This is a genomic window from Mesobacillus harenae, assembly GCF_013343715.1.
Lineage (GTDB): Bacteria > Bacillota > Bacilli > Bacillales > Cytobacillaceae > Mesobacillus_A > Mesobacillus_A harenae.
Genome location: NZ_JABUNR010000001.1, coordinates 23,028 through 36,650 on the forward strand (window position 1 = coordinate 23,028; position 13,623 = coordinate 36,650).

The window sequence follows — 13,623 nt, forward strand, 5'->3', positions numbered from 1 at the left end:
TATTTTAGTCATACACAATTTCACACTAGATGAAACTGCGGTGTCTTTATCTTAAAGCAGGAGGTGAATGTTATGGGGAAAATCATTCAGCTGGATGATCTTTTATCGAATAAAATAGCTGCTGGAGAAGTGGTGGAACGTCCTGCGTCTGTTGTAAAAGAACTGATGGAGAACTCCATTGATGCAGGGAGCACGGTGCTTGAAATTGATATCGAAGAAGCTGGACTGGCGCATATCCGCATCACTGATAACGGCTCGGGAATCGACGAAGAAGATGTTCCAGTCGCCTTCCAAAGGCATGCTACGAGTAAAATTAAAGATGAAAATGATTTGTTCCGAATCCGCACACTTGGTTTTCGCGGTGAGGCCCTGCCAAGTATAGCCTCGGTCTCTAGGCTGGAGATCAAGACATCAACAGGCTTAAGTGCTGGTACAAAGATGGTTATTGAAGGCGGAAAGCTGATCAGCAGTGAAAAAGCGGATAGCCGGCAAGGCACGGATATTTTAATTAGCGATTTGTTTTATAATACACCAGCCCGGCTTAAATACATGAAAACTATTCATACAGAATTGGGGAATATTACGGATGTCGTTAACCGGCTTGCCCTTGCTCATCCTGAAGTATCCATCCGGCTAATTCATAACGAGCGCAAACTCCTGCAGACTACTGGAAACGGTGATGTCCGACAGGTGCTGGCGCAAATTTATGGGATGAATATGGTCAAAAATATGATTCCAGTTAACGAACGTTCCCTGGACTTCCAGATCTCAGGCTATATTTCCATGCCGGAAGTTACCAGGGCATCACGGAATTATATATCAACGATGATTAATGGCCGTTTTATAAAAAATTATGCTCTCGTCCGGGCGATACAGGAAGGCTACCATACCCTCCTGCCGATTGGGCGATATCCAGTTGTCCTGTTAAATATTGAAATGGATCCGCTATTGGTTGATGTGAATGTTCACCCTTCTAAAATGGAAGTCCGCCTTAGTAAGGAGCAGGAACTAAATGAACTCGTTGCAAGCACGATCAAAAGTGTATTTAAAACAAAAGCATTAATTCCTGCTGGTTTTATCACTAAAAAGGCTGCGCAGCCAGTCTCAGAACAAACTTTCTTTGAACTGGATCATGCGTCTGACAGAGGATCAACAGATTTAGCTAGGGAAGATTCAGCTAGCCAAGAACGCGGAATGCCATCTCATCTCGAAAGTGAAGAAAAGCTGTCGTCTTTTGACCAGACAGAGAAGAGCGCATCTACTAACACTGGGGTCACTCCTATGCTCAATTCCGGTGGAGAGTCCCCAACTGTCAGGGAGCCCGGCAACAATTTTACAGGAGCGAACCAGTTCGCTTGGGAAGCTTCTTTGAAATCTAGCAATGGCGGTGGCGCAGTTAACGAAACTGCAGGTACAACCTTAAATGGCCAAGCTGATATTCAAGAAACTTTAACGAGAACTGAACCGGTGCCTAAAGATAAAGATTCTTCAAGAGTGCCGCCATTATACCCAATCGGGCAAATGCATGGGACGTATATCCTTGCTCAGAATGATAGAGGCTTGTACATTATTGATCAGCATGCAGCCCAGGAACGGATTAAATATGAATATTTCAGAGAAAAAGTAGGAAATGTGGCAAGTGAGCTTCAGGAAATGCTGATTCCGCTAACGTTTGAATATTCCTCAGATGAGTATATGAAAATCGAGGAATATCAGGCTGAACTTGAAAAAGTGGGGGTCTTCCTCGAGCCATTTGGACACAATAGCTTTATTGTCCGTTCGCATCCACAGTGGCTTCCGAAGGGTGAAGAAAAGGAAGTCATTGAAGATATGATCGAGCAATTGTTGGCGATGAAAAAGGTCGATATTAAAAAGCTGCGTGAAGAAGCCGCGATTATGATGAGCTGTAAGGGCTCGATAAAGGCTAACCATCATTTGCGCCATGACGAATTAACGGCTTTGCTGGACGAATTGCGGAAAAGCTCCGATCCGTTTACCTGTCCGCACGGCCGGCCGATTATCGTCCACTATTCAACCTATGAAATGGAGAAAATGTTTAAGAGAGTAATGTAAGATCCAATACCAGCTAATTCTAGAGCCCTTCTCAAACAGAGAAGGGCTATTTATTTTGTCTTTAGGGTTTGCTAGTAAAAAAGCTAGAAAAAGTCGAAAAGATTCTGTCGTTAATTGGGCTGGTTGAAACTATATATAGGAGTAAAGGTGCAGTTAGGAGGTGCCAGGTTGATTGTTTTTGGACTTTTGAGCTTTATTTTGCCGGTTGTCATTATTATTTTTATTATTGCTTTTGCTGTGAAAAGTAAAGAAAAAGGGGGCGAAACAGTGTTGCGGCATCTATATACCTATCTAGTTTTATTTGCAACGCTTATGATGGTGATCGGGGGAGGCGTTTCGATCTTTATGGCAGCTGCGGATTTAATTAGTCCGCCCGCGTATTTTCAAAGCTACCAAGACTATAAACAAATGAGAGAATACGATAAAGTTGAAGGAATTGTTGTAGAACGGTCCGAAGATGAGCTTAGGCAGGAATATGACCAGTTCCTTAACGATGAGAGAGAACGGACTAAAAGCAATGCTGTAAATCAGATCATTAAAAGTCTCGGATTTATTGTGATCCCCTTACCAGTGTTTCTGTATTTTAATAGAATGCGCAAGCTTCATATAGAATAAGATTAAAAAGAGAGGCACCTCGTTCGATTCGAAGTGCCGCTCTTTTTTTATGTGAAAAAAATTATAAAATTTGATTGCTGCCTGGCTCCAGGACCTAGCCGTTTTCCCCAGGGAAGGTTCCCGGGGTATCTTGCGAGGAGCCGATAGGCTTCGAGCAGCTCAAGGTCGCATATGCATCAATAAAGGGCAAAGAAGATGGGTCATTCTTTGACTTCATCAGCACTTTTTCAAGGAAAGCGGAAATCAATAGCATCGTTTAACAGGAAAAAAAGACTCCGCGGTGTGTGCCTGGCTGTCCTGACTATTTTACCGGATCGCTGGCTGAAGGCGGTCAATGAATTTGAGAGCCTTGCCTGTACCAATTGCAACGGATTCCAGCGGGGAGGGGGCAATATGGACAGGCACGAAGATTTCGCTGCCGATCCAATCCTGCATCCCATTTATCAGAGCACCGCCACCCGATAAAATTACACCGCGGTCCACGATATCTCCGCTTAGTTCGGCTGGGCAGTCTTCAAGTGTGGCCCGGATTGCTTCTAAAATATGATTCAATGATTCTTTTATCGCATCTCGGATTTCTGTAGACGTCAGCGAGACCGTTTTTGGCAATCCGGTTACAAGGTCTCGGCCTCGTACTTCCATTGTCATCTCATCATGGTCGACAAGCGCATAGCCGATTTCAATTTTAATGCGCTCAGCTGTCCGTTCGCCAATCAAAACGTTAAAGGCCTTACGCACGTACTGAACGATGTCATCATCTAGGCGATCTCCAGCAACACGAATTGAATGGCTGGCTACTACTCCACCAAACGAAATAATAGCTACTTCAGTCGTTCCGCCGCCAATATCCACGACAACATTGGCTACTGGTTCGTCAACCGGCAGGCCAGCACCTAAAGCCGCGGCTACTGGTTCCTCAATAATATGAACATTTTTAGCACCTGCTTGCTTTACGGCATCATGGATAGCACGGCGCTCGACACTTGTCGCTCCGGAGGGGGTACAGACAACGACGTTTGGTTTCCTGATCGTTAATCCAATTTTCTTTGCAGCCATTTTCATGACCTGTTTTATCATTTCAGTTGTAATGTCGTAATCAGCGATCACTCCATCTTTTAGAGGGCGGATAGCGACAATGTTCCCAGGTGTTTTTCCAATCATTTCTTTTGCTTCATGACCGACAGCGAGGACTTTCCTTGTATCTCTGTCAATTGCTACAACAGAAGGTTCATTTAAAGCGATTCCTTTATTTTTGCTGTAAACCAGCGTGTTTGCTGTCCCTAGATCAATTCCAATTTCAGTAGCTGTTAGCATGTATAGTCACCCATTCTGTTTTATTTTTCCGGAAGGCCTTGCCGTATGTGTTCGGCAATAGTGAAGAGTTAAGGCCGATACGTATTTAAAGTTTTATCCGATTTTAACCCTTTATGTAACCAATACATATTTCTATTAAGTTATCATGATTTTGGGGGTTATCCGTTGTTTGTTACCGAATCGTTATCGAATTGTAAAACTTGAGGAAAATTTATGAAACATCTTAGAAATTTGGAGAAAGTCATCATGAAATTGAATAACAAAAGAAAATCAGGAGATAATGCTTAGATGTTCAACTGCTGATCTCAAGTATGTTACGATACGATAAGAAGCTTCGCCTGCTTGAAAGTAAGCGGTGCTGAAGATAATTTAAAGGATAAAGGCAGTGTGAAAAGTTTGAATGATAAAGAGAAGTTGGTGGTGATTCTTGGCCCGACAGCTGTTGGAAAAACAAAACTGAGCATTGATCTTGCAAAACGCTTTAACGGGGAAATCATCAGCGGGGATTCTATGCAGGTCTATAAAGGAATGGATATAGGAACCGCTAAAATTACCGAAGAAGAAATGGATGGAGTCCCTCATTATTTGATTGATATTAAAAATCCTGATGAACCTTTTTCGGTTGCTGAATTCCAGGAACTGGTGAGGAAACAAATCACCGATATCACTTTGAGAGGCAAGCTTCCTTTTTTAGTAGGGGGTACTGGACTTTATATTCAATCTGTCTTAAATGACTATCAGTTTTCAGATATACCGTCTGATCCTGAATTTCGATCAAGGCTTGAAGAACGGGCTAAGATCGAAGGAGCTGAGGTGCTTCATGAAGAACTGCGTAAGGTGGACTCTGAAAGTGCAGAACGCGTCCATCCTAATAATGTCCGTAGGGTAATCCGGGCGCTGGAGATCTTTCATTGTACAGGGAAAACGATGACAGACTATCTTAGCGAGCAGGCTCCTGAGCTTTTGTATGATACGGCATTGATTGGATTAACGATGGATCGGGAAAAGCTCTATTCTCGGATTAACATGCGTGTAGATATTATGATGGAACAGGGGCTTTTAAAGGAAGTCAAAAAACTCCATGAACAGGAACTGCGGGAATGCCAGTCCATTCAGGCAATCGGGTATAAAGAGCTTTATTTATATTTTGATGACAAGCTTTCACTTGAGGACGCCATTGAAAACCTGAAACAAAATTCCCGGCGTTATGCAAAAAGGCAGCTAACTTGGTTTCGAAACAAGTTAAATGTGGAATGGTTTGATATGACAGAGTCAATCGGCTCTTCAAAAAAATTCGCCGAAATTTCCAACTATATTGAAGGAAAGCTTCAAGTAAAAGCGAATACATATTAATAGAGATAAAAGAGGAGGATCTACAATGAAACAAGTGAACATTCAGGATCAATATTTAAACCAGCTTCGTAAGGATGGTATTAACGTAACAGTCTTTTTACTTAATGGCTTCCAGCTGCGCGGCCAAATTAAAGGTTTTGACAACTTTACGGTGTTATTTGAATCGGAAGGCAAGCAGCAGCTTGTATATAAGCATGCCATCTCTACTTTTGCTCCACAGCGTAATGTTCAAATCGATCTGGAGCCGCAGCAATAAAATCCGCTCGCACAGTAAAATAAGAATAGGACTGTCAACACACCCGCCGTTAATGCAGGCGGGTGTTTTTTATTGGCTATGTTTAAACCTTAAATGTGGCGTGAAACCTGTTCGCTTTCCGAGGCCGAACCTCAAGCATCAAACTTAAGGAACCTCTGGAGCATAAGTTAAGCAGGAAAAAGTTTTGCTTTTCACGCGAGAGTTTAGCTTTTCTTAATTTCGATTAATGAAGTGTTACCAAGCTGAATACAAATAAGTGAAGAGGCTTATTTTCTTAAGTTGGCAATGAGTATAGTTCTTGACAACCTGATTTGCTAATATAGAACACTTACAAGGCGGATAAATAGGCTTTTGTCACCAATATGGCATCTAGGCGTATACTGTTTTGAGAATGTGAGGTGAAAGCTTTGGATCAACCTATAAGGATGAAAAACAACGGCCAGATCAGCATTGTCCTCAATGCACAAAAAAGAAATGCATTAACAAAAGAAGTGCCAGAATCTCAAGTTGTTCCAAAGGCCATTCCAGCTGAGCACGCAGCATTAATAGAAATCGAACGTGAGCTGGGAACGCTGGTTGGAATGGACGAAATGAAACGAATGATAAAGGAAATTTACGCGTGGATCTATATTAATAAAAAAAGGGAAGAGTCTGGTTTAAAGTCTGGGAAGCAAGCTCTTCATATGATGTTTAAAGGAAATCCCGGGACCGGAAAAACTACGGTGGCAAGATTGATAGGGAAGCTTTTTCAAAAAATGAATGTTCTGTCCAAAGGGCACCTCATTGAAGCTGAGCGAGCAGACCTGGTCGGTGAATACATCGGGCACACGGCCCAAAAAACACGTGATTTAATTAAAAAGTCGATTGGCGGGATTTTATTTATTGATGAAGCCTATTCACTTGGCCGGGGTGGAGAAAAGGACTTCGGCAAAGAAGCAATCGATACTCTCGTTAAACATATGGAGGATAAACAGCATGAGTTTATTCTAATTCTGGCAGGTTATTCACGGGAGATGGCACAGTTTCTAACCCTTAACCCTGGTTTACATTCAAGGTTTCCGCTTGTTATAGACTTTCCGGATTATTCGATTGAACAGTTAATGGAAATTTCTCAAATCATGCTCAAAGAAAAAGAATACACATTAAGTCACGAAGCAGAGAAAAAGCTGCGCGGACATTTGGCGTGGGTAAAAAATGACTTGAGTCCTGCAACATTTTCAAACGGCCGCTATATTCGAAATGTGATTGAAAAATCTATCCGAGCCCAGGCAATGAGACTATTAATGCAAAATCAGTTTGATAAACATGATTTAATGACGATTCGAAGCAATGATCTTGATGTTGAGGATTAACTCAGAGCGCACCCAGAAACTATGATGAAAGGGATAAAGGAAAACGCTCGGAGCCTGAGGTCCGAGCGTTTTTTAGTCGTTCAGCAAATTTTAAGGATTTTCTAGATAATCGAATATATTGTCTGCATCTGCTCCAGCCCCCAGCGAGGCTCGTGTACTTCGTTTAATGGGCTCATGCGCATTTGATCTGTACTGGAATTGTTTTTTTATCTTAATTATGAGTACTCAATCTCTTGATAGGCAAATGCCATTTGAAAGAGTAGGAGAAGACGCGCAGTGCTGTAATCAGGATGAATAATCCGTACAGCTCAGCAGGTGCAGAGGTGATATTCAAACCAATCGCTAATCCGGCCAATACAGCCCAAAGTGCATAAATTTCTGCTTTGAGTACAAGCGGTTTCCGGCCGGCTAACAGGTCTCGGATCATTCCGCCACCGCTTCCGGTCAGGACAGCAGCCACAATGATGGCGCTCAAGGGATGGTTCATATCGGCTGCATAAAGCGCACCCTGAATCGCAAAAGCAGACAAACCAATTGCATCAAATAGGTTACCCCAGCGCTGCCAATGCTTGAGCAGATTGCCAGGAAACAGAAACACGATCGTAATGGATAACAGGGCAAGTTGGAAAAAAAGGCCTTGTTCCCATAAGGCAGAAACCGGCACGCCAATCAGCAAATTACGGATCGCTCCACCTCCGAATGCTGTAACAATTCCAAGTATATAAACTCCTAAAATATCATATTCCTCTTCCATCGCCACAATTGCGCCGCTAATAGCAAATGCTACCGTGCCAATCATACTAAGAACATCCCATGTCATTATGGCCAACTCCTTTCATTGTTACTGTTTTATAGTAAAATACTCGTAAAGTAATTTTTTATCATTTCTGAAATCAAACAATTCATTTTAACATGCGTGCAGAGAATTTCAACCGTTTTTTACTGAAATAGGCTTAACTATCTAATATTTTGGATCCCAAACAAAATTTGGTATGATATGAGCACATGAGCACCAGGAAATTTGGCTATAACATAGTTTTAGCATAGGACTCGTCGATCCGTTAAGTCTCGAATTTTGAAACACGGCTTTTCATCTGGATTAGGCGGTTCTGCTATATTTGATCTGGATAAATTCTATAAAATAAGAAAGAGGGGACTGGCTTGGAAAAAAATACACAGTATGAAAAAGTAATCTTAGTCGGCTGCCAGACACCCGCAGATGATGACTTGCGGTTCCAATACTCAATGGAAGAACTTGAATCCCTTACGAAAACTGCAAAAGGTGAGGTGAAATCCGCAATTATTCAAAAGAGGGCAAGGATACATCCGTCCACTTATATAGGAAAAGGCAAGGTAGAAGAGATTCACGCATTAAAAGAGGAACTAGAGGTCGGTTTAATCATATTTAATGATGAATTATCTCCAAGTCAAATTCGCAACCTTTCAGCAAGCCTAGAGGTCAGGATTATTGACCGAACACAGCTGATTCTTGATATCTTTGCCCAGCGGGCCCGCTCCAAAGAAGGGAAGCTGCAGGTCGAACTTGCCCAGCTTCAGTACCTGCTGCCAAGGCTTGGCGGCCAAGGAACATCTTTATCAAGGCTAGGAGCCGGGATAGGGACCAGAGGGCCGGGTGAAACGCAGCTCGAAACCGACCGCCGTCATATCCGCAGAAGAATTGATGATATCAAATCCCAGCTAGAGGTAGTTGTTCAGCATCGTGAGCGGTACCGTGAAAGGCGGAAGAAAAACAAGGCTTTTCAAGTGGCGCTAGTCGGGTATACAAACGCAGGAAAGTCAACGTTGTTTAACAGACTTGCTGAAGCAGATTCTTTTGAGGAAGACCAACTGTTCGCAACCCTCGATCCAATGACGAGAAAGCTGATTTTGCCAAGTGGATTCCTATCGCTTTTAACCGATACGGTTGGATTCATTCAGGACTTGCCAACTGCGCTGATTGCAGCATTCCGGTCAACTCTTGAAGAGGTAAGGGAAGCTGATTTGCTTTTGCATGTGGTGGACATGTCCAATCAGGATTATTTTTCACATGAAAAAACCGTCAATAAACTGCTAACAGACCTCGATGTTCAGCAGATACCGCAAATAACCGTCTATAATAAGCGGGATGAGAAACATCCTGATTTCGTGCCGACCGCAAATACGGAGGCCATTTTTACAAATGCGTTTGATGAGGGAGACCGCCTTAATTTAAAGCGGAAAATTGAAGAAACGTTGATCAAAATGATGGACCCTTACCATGTGAAAATACCTTCAACGGAAGGAAAACTTCTATCTCAGCTGAAGAATGAAACGATTCTTAGGGAGCTTAGTTTTCAGGAGGATAAGGAGCTTTATAGCTGTAAAGGTTATGCCTTAAGGGATCACCAAATCTTCGGACAGCTGAATAAATACACAGATAGATAGGAGAACAACATGTTTACGGAGTTAACGAATGGAAATAAACTGAGCCAGCTTGTTAAGGAGACAGAGCAGCAAATTGCCGATATCCATAAGAAGATCGATGAGATGATTGATCTTAATCAATTTCGTGTGCTAAAAAGCTTTCAGGAGAACCGAGTCAGTGATTCTCATTTCAACCCGTCTACCGGTTATGGTTATGATGACATTGGCAGGGACACGCTTGAAAAAGTCTATGCAGGAGTGTTCGGCGGTGAAGCTGGTCTTGTACGCCCACAGATTATTTCCGGGACACACGCCATTTCAATTGCCCTGTTTGGAATTTTGCGCCCTGGCGATGAGCTGTTGTATATCACGGGAAAACCTTATGATACGTTAGAAGAAATCGTTGGAATTCGGGGCTCTGGTATTGGCTCGTTAAAGGAATTTGGCATTTCTTATAATAGCATTCCTTTGGCCGAAGAAGGGGCAATTGACTGGAAAGCTGTCGAACAGGCAATTAAACCAGAGACGAAAATGATTGGTATCCAGCGCTCGAAGGGATATGCGACTCGGCCTTCATTTACCGTATCAGAAATTGGGGAAATGATTCGTTTTGTTAAAGAAATTAAGCAAGATGTTATTGTGTTTGTTGATAACTGCTACGGAGAATTTGTCGAAGCTGAGGAACCGTGTCATATTGGTGCCGATTTAATTGCCGGATCACTTATAAAAAATCCCGGCGGCGGTTTGGCTAAAACAGGCGGATATATTGTCGGAAAGGCTAAGCACGTGGAAGCCTGTTCGTATAGACTGACCTCCCCCGGAATAGGTGCTGAAGCAGGTGCCTCTCTCTACAGCCTTCAGGAAATGTATCAAGGTTTTTTCCTTGCTCCACATGTTGTCGGGCAGGCTCTGAAGGGAGCCGTTTTTACATCTGCTTTGCTCGAAAGACTAGGAATGAATACTCATCCGAAGTGGGATGCCCTGCGAACAGATTTGATTCAATCTGTTCAATTCGATGACCGTGAAAAAATGGTTGCTTTTTGCCAGGCAATTCAGTTCGCTTCACCTGTTAATTCGCACGTAACTGCTTATCCAAGCTACATGCCAGGCTATGAAGACGATGTGATCATGGCAGCAGGTACCTTTATCCAGGGAGCAAGCATCGAACTTACAGCGGATGGACCTACCCGTCCGCCTTATACTGCCTATGTGCAGGGTGGTCTGACCTACTCGCATGTTAAAATAGCGATCTGCATTGCTGTCGACCGGTTAGTTGAAAAAGGTTTAATTTTATTAAAATAGGAAAATATACAACAGGACAGCTAGCGAGAGAGCAAGCAAGTTGTCCTGTTTTTATTTTATTCTGAAAAAATCATGTAAGAAAACCTAACATCTGTTTGACAACTTTCCTAACATCACATATAATATAAATATATTAACGGGAAAGGAGGAGAAATCATCATGGCCGAGAGAGAGATTCGTCGAAACATGCCGTTGTTTCAGATCGGTACGGTTATGCAGCTTACCGATTTGACGGCAAGACAAATTCGCTACTACGAAGAACATGACTTGATTTCTCCGGCAAGAACCGAAGGGAAACGACGTCTCTTCTCCTTGAATGATATTGATACACTTCTCGATATTAAAGATTTAATCGATCAGGGTGTCAATCTCGCCGGCATTAAAGGAATCTTTAATGTTAAAGTTCAGCAAGTTTTAACTTCAGAAGGAAAACAGGAAACCGAAAAAATCAGGCGTGATATTTCGAACGAAGATTTGCGAAAAGCCTTGCGGACAGAACTTCTGCAGGCCGGCCGCTTCAATCGTTCATCGCTTCGCCAAGGCGATATGTCAAGATTTTTTCACTAAAAAACAAAGAGGATCAAAGGGAGGAAATACTTAATGGCAGCGAAGAAGTATAGTAGAGAGGATATTATCCGATTATCTAAGGAGGAAAACGTAAAGTTTATCCGCTTGCAGTTCACGGACATCCTCGGAACAATTAAAAACGTTGAAATTCCAGTAAGTCAGTTAGAGAAAGCACTAAATAACCAAATGATGTTTGATGGTTCTTCAATCGAAGGCTTTGTAAGAATTGAAGAGTCTGATATGAACTTATATCCTGATTTAGATACATGGGTTGTATTCCCATGGACAGCAGAGAAAGGCAAAGTTGCCCGCTTAATCTGTGATATCTACATGCCAGATGGAACTCCGTTTGCAGGAGATCCCCGTGCGAACCTGAAGCGTGTACTTAAAGAGATGCAAGACATGGGCTTCACAGATTTCAATCTTGGACCTGAGCCAGAATTCTTCTTGTTCAAGCTAGACCAAAAGGGAGAACCAACTTTAGAGCTCAACGACAATGGGGGATATTTTGACCTTGCGCCTACAGACCTTGGTGAAAACTGCCGCCGCGATATCGTTTTAGAGCTTGAAGAGATGGGCTTTGAAATTGAAGCTTCCCACCATGAGGTTGCTCCTGGACAACACGAAATCGACTTTAAATATGCAGATGCGATCAGAGCTTGTGATAACATTCAAACGTTTAAGCTTGTTGTAAAAACTATTGCACGTAAACACGGATTGCATGCAACGTTCATGCCGAAGCCGCTGTTCGGTGTAAACGGATCCGGGATGCACATGAACGTTTCCTTGTTCCAGAACGGGGAGAATGCCTTCTATGATACGAATGGCGAACTGCAATTAAGTGAAACGGCACGTCAGTTTATTGCTGGAACTATAAAGCATGCAACTGCGTTCACAGCAGTTACAAACCCGACTGTAAACTCATTCAAGCGATTAGTTCCAGGATATGAAGCACCATGTTATGTAGCGTGGTCAGCAATGAACAGATCTCCATTAATTCGTATCCCTGCTTCACGTGGTTTAAGCACTCGTGTTGAAGTACGCAGTGTTGACCCTGCAGCTAACCCATACCTGGCTATGGCTGTATTATTAAAAGCTGGCCTTGATGGAATTAAAAATAAAATGACTCCTCCTGCTCCAGTTGACCGTAACATCTATGTTATGGATAAAGAAGAGCGTATGGCAGAAGGAATTGTCGATCTTCCAGCTACACTTTCAGATGCACTAAATGAACTTAAGTCAAATGAAGTCATGACAGCCGCTCTTGGCGAACACATCTTCGAACACTTTATCGAAGCGAAAGAAATTGAGTGGGACATGTTCCGTACCCAAGTTCATCCATGGGAGCGCGAGCAATACCTGACAATGTACTAAACTCTTAAACCCTTGATACCACTGGTATTGAGGGTTTTTTATTTTGTGGGCACTTTTCATTAATTTAAGTAGCATGTTGCAGATGCCCACAAAATGCCCACATAAAAATAATTTATTGTAATATATTTTTCATATATTCATCGTATTTATCAATTGCTTTTGCTTCCATCTTCTTTGATACATGGGAGTAGACATCTGATTGTACTTTCATACTCCCGTGACCTTAGACGTTCTTGGAGTGTTTTCATATCTCCCCCAGCTAGCTTCTAGTTGTAAAACAGCGTGAGTGTGCCTTAATGAATGGATGGGCAACTTTGGGAGACCTGCCTGTTTTAATATCCGTTCAAAGGCATTGAAGAGGCTAGACTTTAGCATGAAGTTTCCATCATTCCGGCATAGGACTAAGTTTAAATCATGCTTATAAATTTCATTCAATGCAATTTTATTTAGGTTTTGATACTTTTTGTGGAAGTGAAGCTCATTCGTTATGTTTGAGTAATTTTAATGGTTCTCTTGGAATTGTAAGTCACTGGATCTCCGAATAGATCTTCCCCCTGTCTTAGCCTTGAAGTCGAGTGTCTTAGAGATAGAAGTGGTTGTTTCCTTCAGATCAATAACTGTGGCAGTACACAGTTCAAATCGTTCGTTATTTTATGGACGAGCTTTCACTTTACGAAGGAGTGGCCCAGAAAGGAATTGATGATCCGACAGGCAAAGTAGATATTCCTCTGCAAAAACGTTCTGATGGAATGAATTATATAGGCGCCTCTCCTGGTAAGAGGGGCTTTTTATTTTGGTTCATAAATTTGCCATCATTTCTTCACCCAACAGTAACAATTACATATTGGGTCAATCTCCTTTCGTAGACATAATTGGATTAAAAGGAGGGGTGACATGGATAACCATATTTTAAACAATACTTCATTAAGAATAGGAATTGAAAGCAAATTGAATTGATGTACAGTGTGGACAGAGATAGTGCAGTTAGAATTAGCCTTATAAGTTGTTCCGATA

The 13,623-nt window shown here is 42.3% G+C and carries 11 protein-coding genes and 1 pseudogene; 9 read left to right on the forward strand and 3 right to left on the reverse strand.

What is annotated here, in order from left to right:
* The first annotated feature begins 72 nt into the window (after positions 1-72).
* A complete protein-coding gene (gene mutL, locus HRJ06_RS00100; RefSeq protein ID WP_174726897.1) occupies positions 73-2,073 on the forward strand; it encodes a DNA mismatch repair endonuclease MutL in 2,001 nt (666 codons plus the stop codon).
* Between the two features lie 168 nt (positions 2,074-2,241).
* The gene (locus tag HRJ06_RS00105) at positions 2,242-2,688 is read left to right on the forward strand and encodes a hypothetical protein (protein ID WP_174726900.1); all 447 of its coding nucleotides are present in this window, start codon (positions 2,242-2,244) and stop codon (positions 2,686-2,688) included.
* A 306-nt stretch (positions 2,689-2,994) separates the two neighbouring features.
* On the opposite strand, the gene mreBH is transcribed toward HRJ06_RS00105, so the two are convergent.
* Positions 2,995-4,002 carry a rod-share determining protein MreBH gene (mreBH, locus tag HRJ06_RS00110; RefSeq protein WP_174726902.1) on the reverse strand — a complete coding sequence of 336 codons (1,008 nt, stop codon included), beginning with the start codon at positions 4,000-4,002 and terminating at the stop codon, positions 2,995-2,997.
* A 396-nt stretch (positions 4,003-4,398) separates the two neighbouring features.
* Between mreBH and miaA the strand changes: the two genes are divergently transcribed.
* The 3 genes from miaA (at position 4,399) to spoVK (ending at position 6,963) form a co-directional block, all read left to right on the forward strand.
* Positions 4,399-5,355 (forward strand): tRNA (adenosine(37)-N6)-dimethylallyltransferase MiaA, encoded by a 957-nt coding sequence (gene miaA, locus HRJ06_RS00115; RefSeq protein ID WP_174728064.1) that lies wholly within the window; start codon positions 4,399-4,401, stop codon positions 5,353-5,355.
* A 25-nt stretch (positions 5,356-5,380) separates the two neighbouring features.
* Positions 5,381-5,611 carry an RNA chaperone Hfq gene (gene hfq, locus HRJ06_RS00120; RefSeq protein WP_174726905.1) on the forward strand — a complete coding sequence of 77 codons (231 nt, stop codon included), beginning with the start codon at positions 5,381-5,383 and terminating at the stop codon, positions 5,609-5,611.
* A gap of 407 nt (positions 5,612-6,018) precedes the next feature.
* Positions 6,019-6,963 carry a stage V sporulation protein K gene (gene spoVK / locus HRJ06_RS00125; RefSeq protein ID WP_174726908.1) on the forward strand — a complete coding sequence of 315 codons (945 nt, stop codon included), beginning with the start codon at positions 6,019-6,021 and terminating at the stop codon, positions 6,961-6,963.
* Between the two features lie 211 nt (positions 6,964-7,174).
* Here the strand turns inward: spoVK and HRJ06_RS00130 are convergent, their stop codons facing one another.
* Entirely contained in the window at positions 7,175-7,783 is a 609-nt protein-coding gene (locus HRJ06_RS00130; RefSeq protein WP_174726911.1) for a trimeric intracellular cation channel family protein, read from the reverse strand.
* 341 nt (positions 7,784-8,124) lie between these two features.
* Here HRJ06_RS00130 and hflX point away from each other — a divergent pair, with 341 nt between their 5' ends.
* From hflX to glnA, 4 genes are all read left to right on the forward strand, one after another.
* The gene (hflX, locus tag HRJ06_RS00135) at positions 8,125-9,387 is read left to right on the forward strand and encodes a GTPase HflX (RefSeq protein WP_174726914.1); all 1,263 of its coding nucleotides are present in this window, start codon (positions 8,125-8,127) and stop codon (positions 9,385-9,387) included.
* Between the two features lie 9 nt (positions 9,388-9,396).
* A complete protein-coding gene (locus tag HRJ06_RS00140; protein WP_174726917.1) occupies positions 9,397-10,668 on the forward strand; it encodes a methionine gamma-lyase family protein in 1,272 nt (423 codons plus the stop codon).
* A 159-nt stretch (positions 10,669-10,827) separates the two neighbouring features.
* The gene (locus HRJ06_RS00145; RefSeq protein ID WP_174726920.1) at positions 10,828-11,235 is read left to right on the forward strand and encodes a MerR family transcriptional regulator; all 408 of its coding nucleotides are present in this window, start codon (positions 10,828-10,830) and stop codon (positions 11,233-11,235) included.
* Between the two features lie 33 nt (positions 11,236-11,268).
* Positions 11,269-12,609 carry a type I glutamate--ammonia ligase gene (glnA, locus tag HRJ06_RS00150; protein ID WP_174726923.1) on the forward strand — a complete coding sequence of 447 codons (1,341 nt, stop codon included), beginning with the start codon at positions 11,269-11,271 and terminating at the stop codon, positions 12,607-12,609.
* A 112-nt stretch (positions 12,610-12,721) separates the two neighbouring features.
* On the opposite strand, the pseudogene HRJ06_RS23730 reads toward glnA, so the two are convergent.
* A pseudogene (locus HRJ06_RS23730) lies at positions 12,722-13,230 on the reverse strand (tyrosine-type recombinase/integrase); the annotation flags it as partial.
* Between the last annotated feature and the right edge of the window lie 393 nt (positions 13,231-13,623).

Bases quoted from the DNA above. Each gene is read 5' to 3' on its own strand.
- mutL (WP_174726897.1), top strand. From the start codon at position 73: ATGGGGAAAATCATTCAGCTGGATGATCTTTTATCGAATAAAATAGCT.
- mreBH (WP_174726902.1), bottom strand. From the start codon at position 4,002: ATGCTAACAGCTACTGAAATTGGAATTGATCTAGGGACAGCAAACACG.
- hfq (WP_174726905.1), top strand. From the start codon at position 5,381: ATGAAACAAGTGAACATTCAGGATCAATATTTAAACCAGCTTCGTAAG.
- HRJ06_RS00130 (WP_174726911.1), bottom strand. From the start codon at position 7,783: ATGACATGGGATGTTCTTAGTATGATTGGCACGGTAGCATTTGCTATT.
- HRJ06_RS00140 (WP_174726917.1), top strand. From the start codon at position 9,397: ATGTTTACGGAGTTAACGAATGGAAATAAACTGAGCCAGCTTGTTAAG.
- HRJ06_RS00145 (WP_174726920.1), top strand. From the start codon at position 10,828: ATGGCCGAGAGAGAGATTCGTCGAAACATGCCGTTGTTTCAGATCGGT.
- glnA (WP_174726923.1), top strand. From the start codon at position 11,269: ATGGCAGCGAAGAAGTATAGTAGAGAGGATATTATCCGATTATCTAAG.